Raw genomic sequence first — 19,361 nt, forward strand, 5'->3', positions numbered from 1 at the left:
GACCGAGGACCGCGGCGGCGTGCGAGCCAGTGCGGTGGTGAAGGCAGCCGACGGCCGCTCTCGACCTGAGAGAGAGCGGGCCCGGCCGCCCATCGCCCGCCGCCGCGGTCCCGGCTCAACCAGCCTCTCAGCCTGCAGAACTCCGCCCGGCGGCGTGAACGAAACGGTCGCGCCGGCCTCCCGCCGTCGGGCGGTCACCACCCCGGGGCGGGGGTACGGACAGTCCCGTGCTCCCGCCCTTTCGCATGGACGTCAGTAGCCGGCCGGGCGCACCAGGCCCGTCTCGTAGGCGAAGACCGCCGCCTGCGTCCGGTCGCGCAGCCCCAGTTTGGCCAGTATCCGGCTCACATGGGTCTTCGCGGTCTGCTCCGCCACCACCAGCAACTGGGCTATCTCCGCGTTCGACAGACCCTGGGCAATCAGGGACAGCACCTCTGTCTCGCGTTCCGTCAGTTGACCGACGCGGTCCTTCAGCGGCGCCCGGGGGGCGGCGGTCATCCGGGAGAACTCGGCGATCAGCCGCTTGGTGATGTTCGGGGCGAGAAGCGCGTCACCGGACGCCACCACCCTTACCGCATGGGCCAGTTCCTCGACCGATGCATCCTTGAGGAGAAAGCCGGACGCGCCCGCGCGGAGCGCCTCGTACACGTACTCGTCGAGATCGAAAGTGGTCAGGATGAGCACCTTGACCCGGGCGCCGGGCGGTGACGTGATGCGGCGGGTCGCCTCGATACCGCCGAGCACAGGCATCCTGACATCCATGAGGACGACGTCCGGGGCGAGTTCGGCGACCTTGGCGACGGCGTCGAGGCCGTCCACCGCCTGACCGACGACCTCGATGCCGGGTTCGGCGTCGAGCAGCACCGTAAAACCTTGACGAACCATCATCTGGTCGTCGGCGATGAGTACGCGAATGGTCGTCACGGGGTGTCCTCGGCAGATCCGGTGGCCAGGGCAGGGGCGCTCACCGGCAGGATAGCCGTGACCTCGTAGCCGCCGTCCGGGGTCGCCCCGGCCGCGAGCTCGCCACCCAGCATGGCGGTGCGTTCGCGCATCCCCAGCAGCCCGTGCCCCATGGACTGCGAGGGCGTGGCCGGCCCGTCGGGCGCGGTGTTGGTGATCCGGACGGTCAGCCCGGTCGTCCCGTAGGCCGTCTCCACCCGCACCTGTGCGCCGGGGGCATGCCTCATCGCGTTGCTGAGCGCCTCCTGGACGATCCGGAAGGCCGACAACGCGACACCGGGCGGCAGCGCGCGCGGCGCACCGGTGGTGGCGATGGTGACCGTGAGCCCGGCGCCGCGCACATTGGCGACCAGTTCGTCGAGCCGGTCGAGGGTGGGCTGCGGGGTGTGCCTCACCCCTTGCGACAGGGCGTCCTCGGAACGGAGTACGCCAAGCACATGGCGCAGCTCGGTGAGCGCCTCGACGGCATTCTGCCGGATGCCCGCGAGGTTCTCCCGGAGCTCGTCGGACGGGTTCTCGACCAGGTGCGGGGCGACCTGCGCCTGGATGGAGATCACCGACATGTGGTGGGCGACCACGTCGTGCAGCTCGCGGGCGATGCGGTTGCGCTCCTCCAGGAGGGTGCGCCGGGCCCGCTCCCCGGCGGTGAGCTCCTCCTGGACGACGAGCTGGGTGCGGGCCACCCGCAGGCCGCGCAGCGCGGCGCCGAGTACCACGGCGGCGATCAGGACCGGAGTGGAGCGGTCGATGTCGTAGTTGTGCGGCGTGGTGGTGAAGAGGGTGCAGGCCAGTCCGGCGAGGAGAGTGATCACCAGCGCCCCGGCCGCGCGGCGGGGCGGGACCCGCAGCGCCAGCAGGAAGAGCACCCCGCACTGGAGCGCGAGCCCGGAAACGCTCCATGGGAACAACTGGTCCCCGCTCATATCGGGCTCGTTGAGCCGCACGGTGACGAGCATGAGGACGGTCGACGCCCACCAGGCCGACACCGGGCGGAACATCGCGGCGACGAGCGCCGCCCCGTGGGCGATGCCCAGCAAGCCGTACTTGGGGACGCCGCCGCCGTCGACCGGACTCATCTCGTTCACATGGAACACGGTGAGGAAGGCCGCGCAGATGACCAGCAGCATCCCGAACACCGGCCGCCAGACCGGCCATCCGGGCTGGCCCATGTCCGGCAGCGGGTCGGCGGGCGTCGTCAGATCCTCGAACAGGACGCGTGGCGCCCTCCGCAGGGCGGTCTTCAACCGCTCCTTGTCCCCCACTGATTTCCACGTCATCTGGACCACCTTAGGCCGACCGGCAATTGGGGGGTGGGTGAAGGAGCGGGGCTGGGGTGCGTGCATCGCAAGGCGGAGGATTGAGCCATCGCGAATGGGGCCTCCCCTGCTCGAGCGAAGCCGAGAGCTCGGGGAACATGGTGATGGACGACAACGCCGCGAGGTGCGTGCCCCAGCCCCGTGACGCCGCCCCCCAATTGCCGGCCGGCCTCAGGCACTGCGCATCACCGAGGTCCTGGTGGGACGGTTCTCGCGGACGATCCACCCCTTCCCGCGTCGCGGCCGCCCCTCCTCGTACTTACGGAACGCCGCCCAGCAGACCAGCAGCGCCACGGCGAACGCCGGCAGCCACGCCAGACGTGCGAGCACCCAGCCCGAATCCCTGGGCACGGTGTGCAGTCCGGGCAGTGCCTCTCCCGCGAGCAGACCGATGGCGGTGACCGCCATCATCGCGGTCTGGTGCCAGAGGAAGACCGTCATCGCGGAGAGGTTGACCAGCGCCACCGCCGCCCACGCCGCGGGGCGGCGCAGGACCCGCCGCAGCGGGCCGAGCAGCAGCCGGGCTGCGCCGCACTGGGCGAGACCGAAGGCGACGGCCGCGAGGGTGGGCGGGTCGAGGTTGGAGATCCTGCTTCCCGGCACCCCGACCATGGACGCGGGGTAGCCGGCCCACAGAACGAGTCCGGCGGTGGCCGCGACGCCGACCAGCAGCAGCGCCCATCCGGTGGCCCGGCTCTGCAGGGCGCCGCGGGCCCAGGTCGCGCCCAGGCAGTACGGGACCAGCCAGCCGGCCGCCACATTGATCCATCCGAGCCAGGCGGGCCCGCCCAGTCCGAACCGGATCAGGTCGACATGGAGCACGACGGCGAGCGGCCAGAGCGGATGGAGCCTGGAGACCAGCGGGGTGACCGCGGTCAGTGCCGCGAAAACGAGCAGGAACCAGAGCGGCGACAGCACCAGCTTGAGCAGCGCGTGCACGGTCTCCGTGCCCACCCCGGAGGCGAGCAGCGTGCCTGCTATCACGGTCCACACCACCAGCACGGCGGCGACCGGCCGGAACAGCCGGAGCGTCCGGGCGCCGAGCCACTGCCCGTACGTGGTGCAGCGGGCGCGGGCGGAGGCGTAGCTCTTCGCGGCCATCTGTCCGCCGACGAGGAAGAAGACGGCGAGTGTCTGGAACAGCCAGGAGACCGGGATCAGTTCGGGCATGTGCTGGAGGGGGCTGGCGGCGCGCACCGTGCCGGTGTCGGCGATCAGTGCGGTGACCAGCCAGTGGCCGAGCACCACGCCCAGGATGGCGAGGGCGCGCAGGGCGTCCACGGCCCGGTCGCGGTCGGGCGGGGTGGCGGCGTCGATCCGCCGGACGAGTTCACGCATGGCGGCCCTCCTCGGCAGGGGTCCGGCCGGAGACGATCCGGGCGAGGTTCTTCAGGGACGAGGAGCCGGGCTTCAGGTAGTCGCTGTGGCCGCCGTCGCCCGCCGCGAAGTGCCGGGCACCGAACCCGGGCGAGACCGGGTCGGTACCGAACCCGAGGGTGAGATGCGGAAGTCGGAGCTGCTCGTGCGGTACGTCGGCGATCCAGTCGCTGCCGCCCCGGCCCGCCCAGACGGTGGCCGGGGTGTTCAGCGCGGCGACGCTTCGCGCGCCGGTGCCGGGACTGCCGTACAGGACGATGCCCGCGACCTCCAGCCCGGGCGCGGCCTTGGCGCAGACGACGGATCCGTAGGAGTGGCAGAGCAGTGTGATCCGGGCGGACGGTTTGGACGTCTTCAACTCGTCTAGGAATGCGCGCAGTTCGGGGGCGGCATGCTCGGCCAGGCCGGGCGTCACCGCTTCCGGGCTCACCGTGGCCGGCGTTGCGTACCCGAGCCAGCCGATGACCGCCGAGCCGTCGCCGAGCTCCCGCTGGAGCGCGACACCACCGGCCCTCAGCCGCCAGTACTTGTCGAGACGGATGCCCGCGCCCGGGACCAGCACGGCGATCTGGCGTGCTGTGGACAGATCACCGAAGACTTCGACGCCGCGTCCGCCGTCGCGGCCGTCGAAGGAGAGGAAGTGGCGTGCCGGGTCGGCCAGTTCACGCAGCGCGGCGGCCCGCTTCCGGTCGCCGTGGCCGGTGGCCATCCGTTCGGCCGCCCGGATGGAACCGCGGTTGACGGAGTACCGCTCGGCCAGGGCGGCGAGGGTCGCGCGCAGCGGGGCGAGGGCGGCGGGGGCGGGCGCCGGGACGGCCGAGGGGCGGGCCGCACCCGAGACGGGCACGGCGACCGCGGCGATGACAAGGGCTGCGAGGAGGGTACGGGCGCCGCGCGGGCGGCTCGTGAAGAGCCGGCGCGTGCGCGGGCGGCTCCTGGGCTGGCGGGGCGCCATAAGGGGATGGTCCTTCCGTACCGGATGTCCGTCGTGCTTCCGGTACAGAAGCTAGGCAGTGGACCGTGTCGTCGGCGTCCACCCGTGGAGGGCACCTTCCGCGTAGCTCTGAAGTACTACGGGTAGGGGCGTCGGCCGTGTTCGGCCTGGCCGGGACGGCAGGTGGGGCGGATCTCCGGGTTCCGGTGATCCGCCCCACCTGGGAGACGTACCGAGGAACAGTGCGTCAGCTCGCGACGAACGGGCGGATCGCCGTCGGGGCGTGGCCCGCCTCGGTGGCAATGTCCTCCCACTCGTTGACGGCGTCGATCCCGGCGCCGCTCATCGAGATGTTGGTGACGCGCTCCAGGATCGCCTCGACGACCACCGGGACGCGGAATTCGGCGGCCAGCTTCTTGGCCTCCTCGAACGCGGGCAGCAGCTGGTCCGGCTCGGTGACGCGGATCGCCTTGCAGCCCAGCCCCTCGACGACCTTGACGTGGTCGACGCCGTAGACGCCCAATTCCGGGGAGTTGATGTTCTCGAACTCCAGGTTGACCTGGAAGTTGATGGCCAGGTTGCGCTGTGCCTGGCGGATCAGCCCCAGGTAGGAGTTGTTCACCAGGACATGGACGTACGGGATGTTGTGCTGCGCGCCGACCGCCAGTTCCTCCAGCATGAACTGGAAGTCGTAGTCCCCGGAGAGCGCGACGACCTGGCCCTCGGGGTCGGCGGTAGCAACACCCAGCGCGGCGGGGATGGTCCAGCCGAGCGGGCCGGCCTGGCCGCAGTTGATCCAGTGGCGCGGCCGGTAGACGTGCAGCATCTGCGCGCCGGCGATCTGGGAGAGGCCGATCGTGGTGACGTAGCGGGTCTCCGGTCCGAAGGCCCGGTTCATCTCCTCGTACACCCGCTGCGGCTTCAGCGGCACTTGGTCGAAGTGGGTACGGCGCTGCAGCTTCGCCCTGCGCTCCTGGGTGGATGCGGCCCAGGCGCTGCGGTCCGGCAGCTTGCCCGCGGCCTTGAGCTCCTTGGCCACCTCGACGAAGAGTTCCAGCGCGGCCCTGGCGTCCGAGGCGATACCGAGGTCCGGCGGGAAGATCTTGCCGAGCTGAGTGGGCTCGATGTCGACGTGGACGAACTTCCGGCCCTTGGTGTAGACGGCCAGGTCGCCGGTGTGGCGGTTGGCCCAGCGGTTGCCGATGCCGAGGACGAAGTCCGACTCCAGGAAGTTCGCGTTGCCGTAGCGGTGCGAGGTCTGGAGGCCGACCATCCCGGCGTTGAGCTCGTGGTCGTCGGCGAGGATGCCCCAGCCCATCAGCGTCGGGACGACCGGGGTGCCGGTCAGCTCGGCGAACTCGACGAGGAGTTCGGAGGCGTCGGCGTTGATGATGCCGCCGCCGGCGACGATCACCGGGCGCTCGGCGGCGAGCAGGAAACCGATCGCCTTCTCGATCTGGGCACGGGACGCGGCCGGCTTGTAGACGGGCAGCGGCTGGTACGTCTCCGGGTCGAACTCGATCTCGGTCAGCTGGATGTCGATGGGCAGGTCGATGAGGACCGGACCCGGGCGGCCCGAGCGCATCAGGTGGAAGGCCTGCTGGAAGACGCCGGGCACCTGCGCGGCCTCGAGGACGGTCGTCGCGGCCTTGGTCACGGGCTTGGCGATCGACGCGATGTCGACGGCCTGGAAGTCCTCCTTGTGGAGCTTGGCCACCGGCGCCTGGCCGGTGATGCAGAGAATCGGGATGGAGTCGGCGATCGCCGAGTAGAGCCCGGTGATCATGTCCGTGCCGGCGGGTCCCGACGTACCGATGCAGACGCCGATGTTGCCGGCCGCGCTCCGGGTATAGCCCTCGGCCATGTGGGACGCGCCCTCGACATGGCGGGCCAGGGTGTGGTCGATGCCACCGCCGGCCTTGAGCGCCGCGTAGAAGGGATTGATCGCCGCTCCCGGCACGCCGAACGCGTGGGTGACGCCTTCCAGCTTGAGGATCTCAACTGCCGCTCGGGCAGCGGTCATTCGAGGCATTTGAGTACTCCTGCTCGGGCCTGGTGGAGTCGGGCTCTGTCGCGCCACCTGAGAGCGCCAATTCCGCATTACGGAAGTTTATTTCTGCTATACGGAAGTAATCTAAGCGGCGGCCCGTCGGCCGTCAAGAGAGGGCGCCGGGCCGCTGCCACGCGGTGCCGGAAGAGACGCGAATCCTCCAAGTCACTCCCCCGCGCCCCACTCGTGGTGGAGCATGAGGGCACGGGGCACGGGGCGCGGTCGGACGGTGACGGCCACGGAGCGCCGGCGCGCCCGAAGACAGGCACCGGAGGCGGCAGCGGTGCCGGAGGGAGGCCATGGTGGAGTCCGTGCCGGTACGATGCCCGGCCTGCCGCCGCGAGCACGCGTACCTCACACCGGTCTACCCGTGCCCGTGCGGGTCCCCCACCGCCGCCCCGATACTGCGCGCCGCCGCGCCCGAGCCGATCACGCACCGCACCTGGAACGACGACTGGGTGACCGTGCGCTGCCGCGCCTGCGGGCGCCACGACCAGTGGCCGCAGCCGGAGCTGTGCTGCCCGTGCGGGACGGTGCTGCGGATCCCGGTCAGACCGGTCACGGCGGCCGACGCCGGCCCGGCGGACGGGGTCCGGCCGTCCCACATCCCGCTGCCGCGTACGGCGCCCGCGCCCCGCCCGTCGTTCCGGCCGATGACGATCCGCACCGGCCGCGACGCGGTCACCGCCGCCGCGATGTATCTGCAGTGGCTGGGCTACCGCGATGTCGTCATGCCGGCGGAGCGGCCCTCGTCCCGGATCGATCTGCGCGCCGCCGGACTGATCGCCCAGGTCGACTCGACCACCCGGCCGAGCACCCTGCGCGACATCGAATGTCTCTGGCTGAACGCCCTCAACACATCGGTGACCAGCGTCTTCTTCTCGCTGGCGGGGTATGCGCAGGACGCCAGGGCGCGCGCCGACGGGCTCGGTATCCCGCTCTTCGTGATGGACCTCACCGGGACCCCGCAGCCGGTGAACAGTCCGGCGGACGAGCTGCTCTCCACCGGGGCCTGAGGATGTCCGCAAAGTATCGCCGTCCGCCCGAAGGACGGGGCCGCGGCGACCGGGTGCGGTGCCGAGCGCGAGCAGCAGGTCGAGCCGCGGCAGGCGCTTGCCGCCCAGCACCTCGCTGACGGTCGACGGGGGCAGCGGGCGTTCTGTGGGGGCATACCGTTCGCCGGCCCACGCCAACTCCCGGAACGGGCCCAACGCCGCCCACGTGAACAGCTCGTGGATCTCTACCACGAGCGGTGGCAGTCGGAGACGACGTACTTCCCGATCAAGGCAACCATGCTGGACGGCCGTGTCCTGCGCTCCCGCTGTCTGACCGGCCTCGACCAGGATGTCTACGCCCTGCTCACCACCTACCAGGCCCTGATCCGTGCCGCTTCCGACACCGCCTGCACCCGGCCCGGCCTGGACATGGACCGCATCAGCTTCACTCCTGCAGACCACCGCCGGCGACACCGTGACCACCGCGACCGCGATCCTGCCCCCGACGGGACCCGCCGACCTCGTCGGCAACATCGGCCGGGCTGTCCTCGACGCCCTGCACCCCGCCCGCCACCGGCACCGCTCAAGGGAGGGGCGGTGCAGCAGCCGGGGCGGCCATCCGGCCCCGAAGGACGGTCCCGGGTCAGGGCGTGCGGATCGGAGCGCCCAGCCGGTAGCCGTCGTCGGCGGAGAACGCGGCGGCGACGGCGAAGCGATCCGCGCGGACGAGCGTCTGCCGCCACTCGACCGGGCGCTGGTTGGTGTCGTGACCGAGCCGGTCGATCGCGAACAGTGCGGTGGACTCGGGACAGTCGAGTAGGGTGCGCTCTCCGCGGCCGGGCACGACGGCCCGGATGCACTCCCAGCCGCCGCAGATGCGGGTGCCGCAGTGGCGTTCGAGCTCGTCATAGAGCGCGGTGCGGGTGAAGTCGACGTCCAGGAGCGGGCGGGCGACGTCCGCGGGAAGCCAGACACGGTCGACGGCGAGCGGCTCCTCGTCGGCGAGGCGGAGGCGTTCGAGGTAGACGAGCGGTGTGGACTCCTCAAGTCCCAGACGGGTGGCGATGACGCCGTCGGCGCGCTGGTCGAGCACACGTATGACGCTGCGCTGGACGGCGCCGACCTCCTCGACGGAGCGGAAGAGGCTGTACGCTTCACCGACCTTCTGCTCCAGCGGGCGGTTCGCGGTGAACCGGGAGACCCTGCCGCGCTGGGCGGTGACGAGGCCCTCCGCGCGAAGCTGGCGCAGAGCCTCACGGACCGTGTGCCGGCTGACCTGGTACTCGGCGACGAGGTCATGCTCGCCGGGGAAGACGTCGCGGAATTCGCCGTCTCCGAGACGGCGCAGCAGGTCGGCGCGCAGCTGTGCCCATAGCGGCTTGCCCGCGGATCGGGTGAGGGGACGGGGGGCGGGTTGGGAGGTCACCGGCGCCCTCCTGGGGTTCGGGGTCGGACGGCTTGTGCGGACGCAGGGTAAATGTTCGTACATTCGGGAAGACAGTGCAAACCTGGGCCCGCCGGCTCCTCGACCGAGGGTGCGCCGGCCCTGGGCCGGAGGTGCGGCGACCCGACGTGATCGGCGCCCGTGACCGCCGCTCGGTCGCCGGACGCCGGCGGTCCCGCGACGGGTTCGCAGGCCCCGCCGGCCCCGGCGGCAGCCGATCCGTGCAGGCGGCGGCAGTCCGGGAGCCATCAGAGGAAGACGTCGATCAGCATGAACGGGGCCATCGCGAGTAGCAGGGCGGCGAAGGCCCGCTGCAGCGCGGTGCTGGACAGCTTGGATGCCAGCCGCTTGCCGTCCCAGGCGCCGAGGATGGCGGCGCCCACGAACGGGCCGAAGATCGCGAGGTCGAGGGAGGTGCCCTCTGCCGCCAGGCGGGTGGTGAGGGACACGACCGAGTTGATGAGGATGACTACGAGGCTGGTGCCGACGGCCATCCGCATCGGCAGGCGGAGCACGGACACCAGGGCGGGTACGGCGAGGAAGCCGCCGCCGACTCCCAGCAGCCCGGTCACAGCGCCCAGGCCGGCCCCGGCCGCGGCGGTGCGCAGGTGCCCGTCCCTGCTGGCGGGCCCCCCGGGGATGTCGGCGTCGTCACCGCCGCCTGCGTCTTTCGCAACGGGGCCGCCCCCGCCGTCCGCGGCCGCGGTCGTCCCGCCGGCCGGTCGGGGCGCCGCCCGGGCGGCGGTCGCCTCCGTGCTCCCGGGTCGGCCGGAGCGGGATACGACGGCCGTCACGGCCGACCCGGGTGCGGTGGCTTTCGGGGCGGCCGTCGCGGCTGCGGCGATCTGGCGGGTGCGGTGCGCCGTGCGGGTACCGCGCAGCATCGCCGCGGCGGCGAGCGCGGCCAGGACGGCGAACGCGGTGGTCAGCACGGCCTGCGGGATACGGTGCACGAGCACGGACGCTCCGATGGCGGGTGCCACGCCGGCCGCGGCGAACAGCGCGCCGGTGCGCCAGCGGATGTTGCCGGTGCCGGCGTGGCGGGCGAGGGCGGTGACGGAGGTGGCGGTGACGACGACCAGGCTGGTGGTCCCGGCGTCGGCGGGTGCGACGCCCAGGAGGTATACCAGGGCCGGGACCGCGAGCACGCCCCCGCCGCCGCCGAGCGCGCCGAGGGCCAGGCCGACCACGGCTCCGCAGAGCAGGGCGAGGATCAGGACGCTCACGCCGGGACGCCACCCGGGGCCGTGTCTGCGGGGTGCGCGACCTCGCCGTGCCATGCGGAGAAGCCGCCGCGCAGGTCGGTGGTGTCGAAGCCGCGGGCGCGCAGCACGGACGCGGCCACCGATGAGCGGTTGCCGCTGGCGCAGAACACGGTCAGCGGCTGATCGGTCGGCAGTTCGCTCAGGCGGGCGACCAGTTCGGGCAGCGGAATGAGGCGGGCGCCGGGGATGGTGCCGTTGTCGCGCACCTCGCCCAGGCCGCGCACGTCCACCAGCTCGAAGCCGTCCGCGCCCTCGGCGAGCTGGCCGGCGAGGGCGGCGGCCTCCACACGCACGGCGGCGGTCAGGTATTCGGCGCCGACGGCGTCGACCCCGGTGGTCAGGGCGCCGAGGACCCGGTCGAAGCCGATGCGGGCGAGACGGTTGCGGGCCTCGCGCGCGGTGGCCGGATCCCCGCACAGGATGATGCCGTCCCGGGCGTCGAGCACCTCGCCGACGAGCTCGGCGAACCGGCCGCCGAGGGGTACGTTGACCGCGCCAGACACGTGGGCGGAGGCGAACGACTCCGGGTCCCGCGTGTCCAGGATGGTGGCGCCGCCCGCCCGGGCCTCGAGGAAGGCGTCCGGGGTGAGGGAGGGGATGGGGGTGTCCTCGTCCAGGACCGGACGGGCCTGGCGGTTGCGCACGGATGTGAAGGCGAAGTAGGCGGGCGCGGCAGGCTGGCCTTCGTTCACGACGGAGACGAACTCGTCCTCGGTCATGTCGGCCAGGGCGTAGTTGCTACGGCGCTGGATGCCGATCGTGCAGCTCAGCTCGGTCGAGAGGTTCTTGCCGCAGGCCGAGCCGGCTCCGTGCGCCGGGTAGACGCGCGTGTCGTCGGGGAGGGTGAGCAGGCGCTCGCGGGTGGAGTGGTACAGGGCACGGGCCATCTCCTCGGCGGAACAGCCCCGGGCGCTGAGCAAGTCGGGACGGCCGACGTCGCCGATGAACAGCGTGTCGCCGGTGAGAACCCCGTAGGGAATGGCGTCGCCGGCGTGTTCGCGTACGACGACGCAGATCGACTCGAGGGTGTGGCCCGGGGTGTGCAGGATCTCCAGGTCGACCTCGCCGAGGCTGAGGTGCTCGCCGTCGTCCAGGGGATCGGTGTCGAAGTCGAGCGTGCCGGCGGAGCCGTAGGAGATGCGGGCGCCGGTGCGCTCGGCCAACTCCAGGTGACCGGAGAGGAAGTCCGCGTGGATGTGGGTCTCGATGACCCGCTCGATGGTCAGGCTGTGACGCTCGGCGGTGGCAATGTAGTCGTTGACGTCGCGCTGGGGGTCGACCACGACGGCCCGGCCGGTGGTGCGGTCGCCGACGAGGTACGAGGCGTGGGAAAGGCAGTCAAGGTAGAACTGCACGAAGACCAGCGGTCCGGTGGGGTTCGTCATGACGGGCTCCTGAGGATGAACGGTGGTTGCGCGCCGGGGGCGTGGGGCCCGGGGTGCGAATGGCGTGTCGGTGCGGCCGCTCGTCACGGGTGCGACGCCACGACGGCAAGGTGGCCGGGCGCAGGGCGGCGGTGGTCGCCGGGGCTGGGCCGCGGGTACGACCTGCCGGGCCCGGCAGGTGCGGCGGTCGGACCGTTTGCGGCCTTCGGGCGTCCGATCAGGCGAGCCCGCGGAGCATGAGGCTCCAGTAGAGGAACGGCAGGCCGCGCCGCTTGAGGTACCACATGTCGGTGCGCTCGCGGATGGTGTCGATCACCGGGATCGACGGGGTGGGCTGCCCGCTGTAGTCGAACTCGGCGAGCAGCATCTTGTTGCGGGCCGTGGTCAGCGGGCACGAGGAGTAGCCGTTGTAGGTGGCCGTGGGTTCCCGGCCGTTCATCGTGGCGAGGAGGTTCTCGACGACCACGGGCGCCTGCTTGCGCACGGCCGCGCCAGTCTTGGAGTTCGGGGACGATCCGGCGTCACCGAGGGCCCAGACGTTGGGGTACCTGACGTGCCGCATCGTGTGCTTGTCGATCTCGACGTAGCCGGCCGGGTCGTCGGCGCCGGCGAGCGGGCTGCGCTTGATCCAGTCCGGGGCGCTCTGCGGCGGTACGAGGTGGGCCATGTCGTACGGCAGGGTCGTCCTGCCCCCGGTGCCCAGGTCGGTGACGACCACTTCGCGGGCCTCGGGCCGCACTTCGGTGACCTCGCTGCCGTAGTGGACGTTGATGCCGTACCGGCGGACCACGTCGTCAAGCACGCGCGCGAACTCCGGAACGGCGAAGATGGCGGCACCGGGGATCACGAGGTGAACGTCGATCTTGCCGAGGACGCCCTGCCCGCGCCAGAAGTCGGCGGCGAGATAGGCGATCTTCTGCGGGGCGCCGCCGCACTTGATGGCGCCCGTCGGCATGCTGAACACCGCGCTGCCCGAGCGGGTCTCGCGGATGAAGCGCCAGGTCGCGGGGGCGGTACGCGGCAGGTAGTTGCTGGACAGGCCGTCCTTGCCGAGCCCGGCCTCCAGGCCGGGCACGCGGTCCCAGTCCAGCTGGATGCCGGGACAGACCACGAGGTGGTCGTAGGAGACAGTGCCGCCGTCGTCCAGCTTCACCTCCTGGCCCTCGGGGTCGACGGCCACCGCGGCGCGGCGGATCCACCGCACGCCCTTCGGTATGACGGACTCCTGCGGGCGGATGCTCTCCTTCAACGGCGCTCGTCCGCCGCCGACCAGCGTCCATAACGGTTGATAGTGGTGGTAAAGGCTCGGATCGAGTACTGCGACGTCCTGTTCACCGGCACGGCGAAGCCGAGCCGCGACCGAGATACCCGCGGTCCCGCCGCCGATGATCACGGTCCGGTGGTGCTGCTTGGTCGCCAAGAGAACCCTCCCACACTAGGTTAATGTACGTACATTTACGTTAGGCCGCGCGGTTCTGATGCGCAAGACACCTGCTGAAATCCCACTTCTGTTGTACGTACATTTCGCTTTGTGTTGCGGCCGAGTCCCCCGCCCCCATCCCCCGCGCGGCCGGAGTGGGCGGAGGGCACGGCGGCACGACTCCCGGACCGCCGGGAGCGCCGGCACAGGGCCGACTGGGGAAGGAGCGCGGATTCGGTGGTGGCCGCCCGCGCCGCCGACGACGGGCTCCCCGGCGGTCCCCGGCCTCAGCCGAGGACGCGCACCCCCCATCGCGCCATTGTGGCTCGGGTGGGACCGCGTGGACTGAGTGTCTCGATTCAATGCCTTCGCACGTCACGGGCGGCTGATTCGTGCCATCATCCGCCCACATTGACTCCGGGGGGACAGGGTGTCGGTTCAGGTGCAGACCCATCGCAAGCGGCTCCTGCTCGGGAGTGCCACGGCGGTCGCGGCCGTCGGCGGGATGACCGGGGACCTGATCTTCAGTGAGCTGAAGGACGAGTGGGCGCTCGGCGCCTTCGTGGGCGCCGCCGTGGTCGTGGCCGGCCTGACCGTGTTCCTGTACCGCCACTCGGCGGACGACCTGGCCGTGTCGGTACGGGCCGGGCTTGAAGAGCGCCACCAACTCCCCCCGGAACACTTACTGGTGGGGCGGGAGGCGCTCAGCAACAGCCTCATCGAGCGGCTCCGGGACGTGCCGGCCCCGATGAGTGGCACATTGCCCGCGGACCCGTCTGCCGGGCAGTGTGCCGTGACCGTCGTCCACGGCGCGGCCGGTACCGGGAAGACGGCCCTCGCCCTGCACGCGGCGCACCGCGTCAAGGAGCACTACCCCGACGGTCAGCTGTACGTCGACCTGAGAGGCGGCACCGCCACGCCGCGCGACAGCGCGGAGGTCCTGGAGGTGTTCCTCCGGAACCTGGGGACGGCGCAGGAGGACATCCCCCGCAGCGTCGACGACCGCGCCACCCGCTTCCGCAGCCTCACGAACGCCATGCGCCTGCTGATCGTGCTCGACAACGCGCACAGCACGGAACAGATCCAGCCGCTTCTTCCTGTGGGGGCCGGCTGCTCGGTACTCGTGACGAGCAGGAGGAACCTGTCGGCGGGGAACATCACCAGGCGCCACCCGCTGAAGGTGGAACTCCCCGCGGAGGACCAGGCGTTGGAGATCCTTTGCGCCCACGCGGGCCGGGAACGCGTCGCCGCGGAACCCGCCGCGGCCCTGGACATCGTGCAGTTCTGCGACCGGCTTCCGCTGGCGCTGCGCATCGTCGGCGGGAAGATCAGCGCACGGGGGGACCTGACGCTCCGACGGATGCGAGCGAGGCTCGCGGACGAACACGCGCGGCTGCACGAGCTGGTCTACGAGAACGACAGCCTCCAGGCATGTCTCTCCCTCATCTACCGGGACCTGCCGGAGAGCGCGCGGCAGGCGTTCGGGCTGATGTCCTACCTTCCCGTGGGTACGCTGACCGACTGGCATGTCAGGGGGAGCCTGCCGACTCCGGCGACGGCGGGAGGGGTGTGCGACGAACTCGTCGGCGTAGGCCTGCTGGAGGCCCACCGGAGCGACGACGCGGAGCCCTCCTACGGCCTCCACGACCTGGTGCGCGTCTTCGCCCGGGAGCAGTATGAAGGCCTGCCCCCGGAGGAGCGCCGCAGCACCGAGCAGCGTCTGATCGGTGCCTACCGAGAAGCCGTCGTCTACCTGGCGGCGGGCCGGGCCCCGGAACTCGGTGCCGAAGCATCCGGCCAGCGGGCGGGAGACCTGGAGCGCAGGACAGCCGGCTCCTGGGTAGCGGAGGAGAGCGAACGCATCCAGTGGGCGATCGCCCGCGCCCGTCGCCTGGGCATGGAGCCCGAGGGAGCGGAGATCGCCGAGGGCCTGACGTACTTTCTCGACGACGTGAACCTGTCCCCGGACTCCGCCCGGTATCTCTTCGACGAGAGGGCAGAGCAGCGGACCCGGGTGGTCCGGAGCCTGCGTCGCGGCCGCGCCGTGGTCGCCCTGGGGAACCAACTGCCGGACGCGGCCCTGGAGCTGTTCCTCCCGGGCGGATCCCCGGATCCCGCCGTCACGCTGACGGCACGGGACCGGATGGTCGTCGCGCGCGCCTACGCGGCCAAGAGCGACTATCCGGCAGCCCTGGACCACATGACCACGGCCGTGGGGGAACTGCGCGCGGAGAACGACCTGTGGCACGTCCAGGCCTCTCTGGAGAAGCTGGGCGAGTTCCAGCGGTGGCGCGGGCAGCCCGAGAAGGCGGAGGAGAGCCAGCGGGAGGCACTGCGGCTGGCCGAGGAGTTCGGGGACAGGCGGGCGCAGGCGCGCCTTCGGCGCACCCTGGCCGAGACGCTCGGATACCTGCGCAGGCCCGAGGAGGCCGCTCCGCTCCTGGAGCAGGCGATCCGTGACTTCGGCGTCCTGAATGACAGGGTCTGGGAAGCGCGGAGCCAGTACGCGCTGGGCAAGATCTACCGGCTGCTCGCCCGCCGCCAGGACGCGCTGGAGGCCTACGACAAGGCCGAGGACATCCTGGGCCCGATGGGCGAGCGGCAGTGGATCGGCCGCATCGACAACGCGCGGATCCGTGTGTACGCCGGCATGGAACGGTTCGACGACGCCTGGGTCTCGGCACAGGCGGCCCTCGGCCTGTTCCGGCAGCTCGGGGACGACATGTGGTACGCCCACACCCAGCGGGACGTCGGCCTGCTGCACCTGAGGCAGGGCCGACCGGGCGAGGCACTGGCACCCCTCACCGAGGCGATCGAGGTGACCCGGCGGGCCGGCGACGCGTACGCGGAGGCCATGGCCAGGCACCTGCGAGGTGTCGCCCACCGCGAACTGGGTCAGCTGGACGAAGCACGCTGCGACCTGGAGGCCGCACTGGCCATCTATCAGGGCGGAGCGTACGACTGGAACCAGGCGGTGGTCGTACATGACCTGATCCGGGCGCTGCGCGCCGACGGCGCGTCCGATGAGGCCGACCGCATGGAGTCTTCAGCGATCTCGACCAACCCGGCTTTCGTCCGGATGCCTGGACGGAACGGTGCCCAGGCCATCCCGGACGAGGACTGACAGCCGGCGGCCACGAAGAGGAATCATCAAGGCAGCTGAAGCGCGCTGCTGCGGACACGGCGGCCGGGTCAAAGCTGCACGATGACCAGGGCGGTGTCGTCGGTGACGCCGCCGAGCGGAAGCAGGTCGGCCAGCAGTGCGTCCGCGAGGGTTTCGGGGTCGGCTGTCCGGTGGCGGGCCAGGGAGCGGGCGAGCCGTGCGAGACCGGTGTCGATGTCTTCGCGGCGGCGCTCGATCAGGCCGTCGGTGTACAGCACGAGGACGGACCCCTCGGTGAAGGGCGCGGTGGCCTGGGGCCGGGGGGCGGGTTCGGGGCGGGCGCCGAGCGGGGGGGCGGTGGCCTGGTCCAGGAACTCGACGGTTCCGTCCGTGTGCAGGAGGGCCGGCGGAGGGTGGCCCGCGCTGCTGTAGGTGATGGTGTGGGTGTTCCAGTCAATGAACGTGCTGGCCACGGTGGTGTTCTCGGCGCCGTCGACCGAGCGGGCGTACAGCCCGAGGGCCTCCAGAGCACGGGCGGGGCCTTGGGTGACACGGGAGGCGGCGCTGAGCGCGCTGCGCAATTGCCCCATGACCTGGGCCGCAGGCAGGCCGTGGCCGACGACGTCGCCGACGGCGACCGCGATGCGATCGCCCGGCAGTTCGACCAGGTCGTACCAGTCACCGCACACGTCCAGCGCGTCGACGGCGGGCCGGTAGCGTGCGGCCGCCGGGTGGCGCCCGACCGGGCGGAGAGCGGGCAGCATCGCCTCTTGCAGGCTCAGCGCGACTACGCGGGCGCGGATGAGTTCGGTGACGTCCTCCACGCGGTGCATCAGCAGCGCCACCCGCCCGTCCGAACCGAAGACGGGAATGTTGATCATGGTCAAGTATCGCTCGTCCCGCACCCCGGGCCGGTCGGGATCCTCCATGTCGTAGCGCTGCACCTCCATGGTGTCGCGCTCACCGGTTTCCGTCACCCGACGTAGAGACGCCTCGATGTTGCGCACCACGGCCACGCCGGGGTCGTTCGGGCTGTGGGCAAAATCGTCGCGCAAGTAGCGACCGGTGACTTGGCTGCGGGTGCGGCCCAACACGCGCAAAAACTCTTCGTTGACGTCCGCGTAGACCAGCTGCGGGGTCAGCAGCGCCACCGCACCGGGCAGTGCCTGGAACACCGCTGCGTAATCGATCTCCGGTTCCGTCACGTCTGCCCCGCCTCGACGCCAGCCGCTGGTGTGTCTTTTCACGATAGGCACGGCAAGCCGAGGCAGCGGCACTCCTCTTCCCGTGGAGCTGGGCAGGTCACACGGTTGGCCCCCGGCGACTGCCGGCGAGGGCTGGGAGAGCCGCATCGGCAGCCTGGCAGACACGTCACAGAGGTAGCCGGTACGCGGTCGCCCGCGTCGCCCCGCCGGCCGCCCGACGGATCGATCCGTGCGACCAGCGGCGTGCCAGATCTTCGCGCTGTCCGTCCTCCGCTGCCCACGAGCGAACATGGCTGGGTCCCTCGAAAGAGAACCCAGCCACACGGTGTCAACGCCTCAACGCCTGCCCCACGGGCTCCCGCGAGGACTCAGAGGTTGTTGGGTTCCCAGACGGGCAGCCAGACATCGTTGGTCGCACCCTGGGCTGTGCAGTCGTACTGGATGAGGGGGCGTCCGGCGCCTACTCCCCCCGCGACGTTGAGGCACTTGTTGCTGGACTTGACGACGATCTGGTAACCGATGCCCTGGGGCACGAGCCTCCACAGTGCGTTGTCGGAGTTGCTGCAGGTGTACTGGATGACCGGGGCCCCATTGCCGTTACCGCCGCCGTTGACGTTGAGGCATTTGCCGCTGCTGACGGACTTGAACCGGTAGTAGGCGCCCCCGACCGCATTCGCTTCCCAGCGCTCGTTGGCCGCACCGGCCCACGGGTACTGGATGATCGGAACGCCGTTGCCCTGGGCCGCTCCCTGTACGTTGGCGACCTGGCCCGGAGCGGCGGCCAGTCTCAGGGTCAGCTGCTTGGCGACGACGGAGCGTGGGGCTGCCCCCGCGGAGTCGCTGGCGACGGCCGGGCTGAATGAGCCCGACATCAGCGCGGCACTGATCGCGACGGCCCCCAGGCCCACAGCCCACCGCTTGCAAGTATTCACGTTCATTTCTCCGATCCCGCTGCCGCACACGCCAACCCCAATGTCGCCGTGCGCGATCAGCTCACTACAGAAGGTAGCGAATCAACTGCATGCGCTACAGATGACATTGGGGTCGCGCGGGAATCGACACACGCCTCCGCACGCCCCCTCAGTACCAGCAGCATCACCCTTGGCGGGCGTTTGCTGTGCTTGACCGCCCGCCAAGGAGCCCAATGCGGTCCGGCCCGTCCACGACGGAACCGGGCCGCGCGAGGGCGAGCCCAATCCCCGGCTCCGGCTTCACCACGAGGCCCCGGTCTTCCGGATTCCCTGATCCTGATGTCCGTCGCCCGCTTCCGAACCGGCCGCCGACGCCATACTGGCGGCATGCGTATCCGTCCCGCACGCCGCTCCGATCTCCCGCTGCTCCAGGACATCGAACGCGCCGCCGGCGAACCGTTCCGCACCCTCGGCATGTCCGCCGTCTCGGACGACGACCCGCCACCCCTCGACCTGCTGGACGACTACCGCAGGGCCGGCCGCGCCTGGGTGGCCATCGAATCCGACGACCGCCCCGTCGGCTATCTGATCGCCGACGAGGTCGACGGCGCGGCCCATGTCGAGCAGGTCTCGGTCCATCCGTCCTCCGCCCGGCGCGGCGTGGGCCGCGCGCTCATCGACCACCTGGCCGGCTGGGCGGGCGACCGGCGGCTCGCCGCCCTCACCCTGACGACGTTCTCCCATGTCCCGTGGAACGCGCCGTACTACACGCGCCTCGGCTTCCGTACGCTCGCGGAGGCCGAACTCACCGACGGGCTGCGGAAGATCAGGGCGGAGGAGGCGGAACACGGCCTGGACCGCTGGCCGAGGGTCTGCATGCGACGCGAACTCTGACCGGGCGTCACCCCCCTGGCCCCGGAGCGGAACCGGTCGGCGACAGCGAGTGCAATCGGTCACGTTCGCCCCTGGGGCCACAATTGTTCGGGCTGTGTC

General features: G+C 71.3%; 14 protein-coding genes. 3 read left to right on the forward strand and 11 right to left on the reverse strand.

Features of this window, described 5'->3' with window-relative positions; translation table 11 throughout:
* Positions 1 to 252 precede the first annotated feature (252 nt).
* The 5 genes from OH809_RS08810 to gcl all read right to left on the reverse strand — a co-directional run bounded on the left by OH809_RS08810 (position 253) and on the right by gcl (position 6,622).
* Complete coding sequence (locus OH809_RS08810; protein ID WP_406422946.1) at positions 253 to 924, reverse strand: response regulator; 672 nt, start codon at positions 922 to 924, stop codon at positions 253 to 255.
* Entirely contained in the window at positions 921 to 2,240 is a 1,320-nt protein-coding gene (locus OH809_RS08815; protein WP_406515004.1) for a sensor histidine kinase, read from the reverse strand. The genes OH809_RS08810 and OH809_RS08815 overlap by 4 nt, the downstream gene beginning before the upstream one ends.
* Positions 2,241 to 2,450: 210 nt before the next feature.
* Entirely contained in the window at positions 2,451 to 3,617 is a 1,167-nt protein-coding gene (locus OH809_RS08820; protein WP_406515005.1) for an acyltransferase, read from the reverse strand.
* A complete protein-coding gene (locus OH809_RS08825) occupies positions 3,610 to 4,611 on the reverse strand; it encodes an alpha/beta hydrolase (protein ID WP_406515006.1) in 1,002 nt (333 codons plus the stop codon). Before OH809_RS08825 ends, OH809_RS08820 begins: the two co-directional genes overlap by 8 nt.
* Positions 4,612 to 4,837: 226 nt before the next feature.
* Complete coding sequence (gcl, locus tag OH809_RS08830) at positions 4,838 to 6,622, reverse strand: glyoxylate carboligase (RefSeq protein WP_406515007.1); 1,785 nt, start codon at positions 6,620 to 6,622, stop codon at positions 4,838 to 4,840.
* 320 nt (positions 6,623 to 6,942) lie between these two features.
* On the opposite strand from gcl, the gene OH809_RS08835 reads away from it, so the two are divergent.
* On the forward strand, positions 6,943 to 7,656 hold the full coding sequence (locus OH809_RS08835; RefSeq protein ID WP_406425290.1) for a hypothetical protein: 714 nt from the start codon (positions 6,943 to 6,945) through the stop codon (positions 7,654 to 7,656).
* 622 nt (positions 7,657 to 8,278) lie between these two features.
* Here OH809_RS08835 and OH809_RS08840 read toward each other — a convergent pair.
* The 4 genes from OH809_RS08840 to OH809_RS08855 form a co-directional block, all read right to left on the reverse strand.
* A complete protein-coding gene (locus tag OH809_RS08840; RefSeq protein WP_406422941.1) occupies positions 8,279 to 9,061 on the reverse strand; it encodes a GntR family transcriptional regulator in 783 nt (260 codons plus the stop codon).
* A 266-nt stretch (positions 9,062 to 9,327) separates the two neighbouring features.
* The gene (locus OH809_RS08845; protein WP_406515008.1) at positions 9,328 to 10,305 is read right to left on the reverse strand and encodes a TSUP family transporter; all 978 of its coding nucleotides are present in this window, start codon (positions 10,303 to 10,305) and stop codon (positions 9,328 to 9,330) included.
* A complete protein-coding gene (locus OH809_RS08850; protein ID WP_406515009.1) occupies positions 10,302 to 11,729 on the reverse strand; it encodes a rhodanese-like domain-containing protein in 1,428 nt (475 codons plus the stop codon). Before OH809_RS08850 ends, OH809_RS08845 begins: the two co-directional genes overlap by 4 nt.
* A gap of 217 nt (positions 11,730 to 11,946) precedes the next feature.
* A complete protein-coding gene (locus OH809_RS08855) occupies positions 11,947 to 13,149 on the reverse strand; it encodes an FAD/NAD(P)-binding oxidoreductase (protein ID WP_406515010.1) in 1,203 nt (400 codons plus the stop codon).
* 442 nt (positions 13,150 to 13,591) lie between these two features.
* On the opposite strand from OH809_RS08855, the gene OH809_RS08860 reads away from it, so the two are divergent.
* Complete coding sequence (locus OH809_RS08860; RefSeq protein WP_406515011.1) at positions 13,592 to 16,273, forward strand: tetratricopeptide repeat protein; 2,682 nt, start codon at positions 13,592 to 13,594, stop codon at positions 16,271 to 16,273.
* 68 nt (positions 16,274 to 16,341) lie between these two features.
* Here the strand turns inward: OH809_RS08860 and OH809_RS08865 are convergent, their stop codons facing one another.
* Together OH809_RS08865 and OH809_RS08870 are read right to left on the reverse strand one after the other, a co-directional pair.
* Positions 16,342 to 17,457: a PP2C family protein-serine/threonine phosphatase gene (locus OH809_RS08865; RefSeq protein WP_406515012.1), complete on the reverse strand. Its 1,116-nt coding sequence runs from the start codon at positions 17,455 to 17,457 to the stop codon at positions 16,342 to 16,344.
* A gap of 368 nt (positions 17,458 to 17,825) precedes the next feature.
* Positions 17,826 to 18,395 carry an RICIN domain-containing protein gene (locus OH809_RS08870; RefSeq protein ID WP_406422936.1) on the reverse strand — a complete coding sequence of 190 codons (570 nt, stop codon included), beginning with the start codon at positions 18,393 to 18,395 and terminating at the stop codon, positions 17,826 to 17,828.
* A 360-nt stretch (positions 18,396 to 18,755) separates the two neighbouring features.
* On the opposite strand from OH809_RS08870, the gene OH809_RS08875 reads away from it, so the two are divergent.
* On the forward strand, positions 18,756 to 19,262 hold the full coding sequence (locus tag OH809_RS08875; protein WP_406422935.1) for a GNAT family N-acetyltransferase: 507 nt from the start codon (positions 18,756 to 18,758) through the stop codon (positions 19,260 to 19,262).
* The last annotated feature ends 99 nt before the right edge of the window (positions 19,263 to 19,361 follow it).

The sequence above is a fragment of the Streptomyces sp. NBC_00873 genome (assembly GCF_045207415.1).
Classification (GTDB): domain Bacteria; phylum Actinomycetota; class Actinomycetes; order Streptomycetales; family Streptomycetaceae; genus Streptomyces.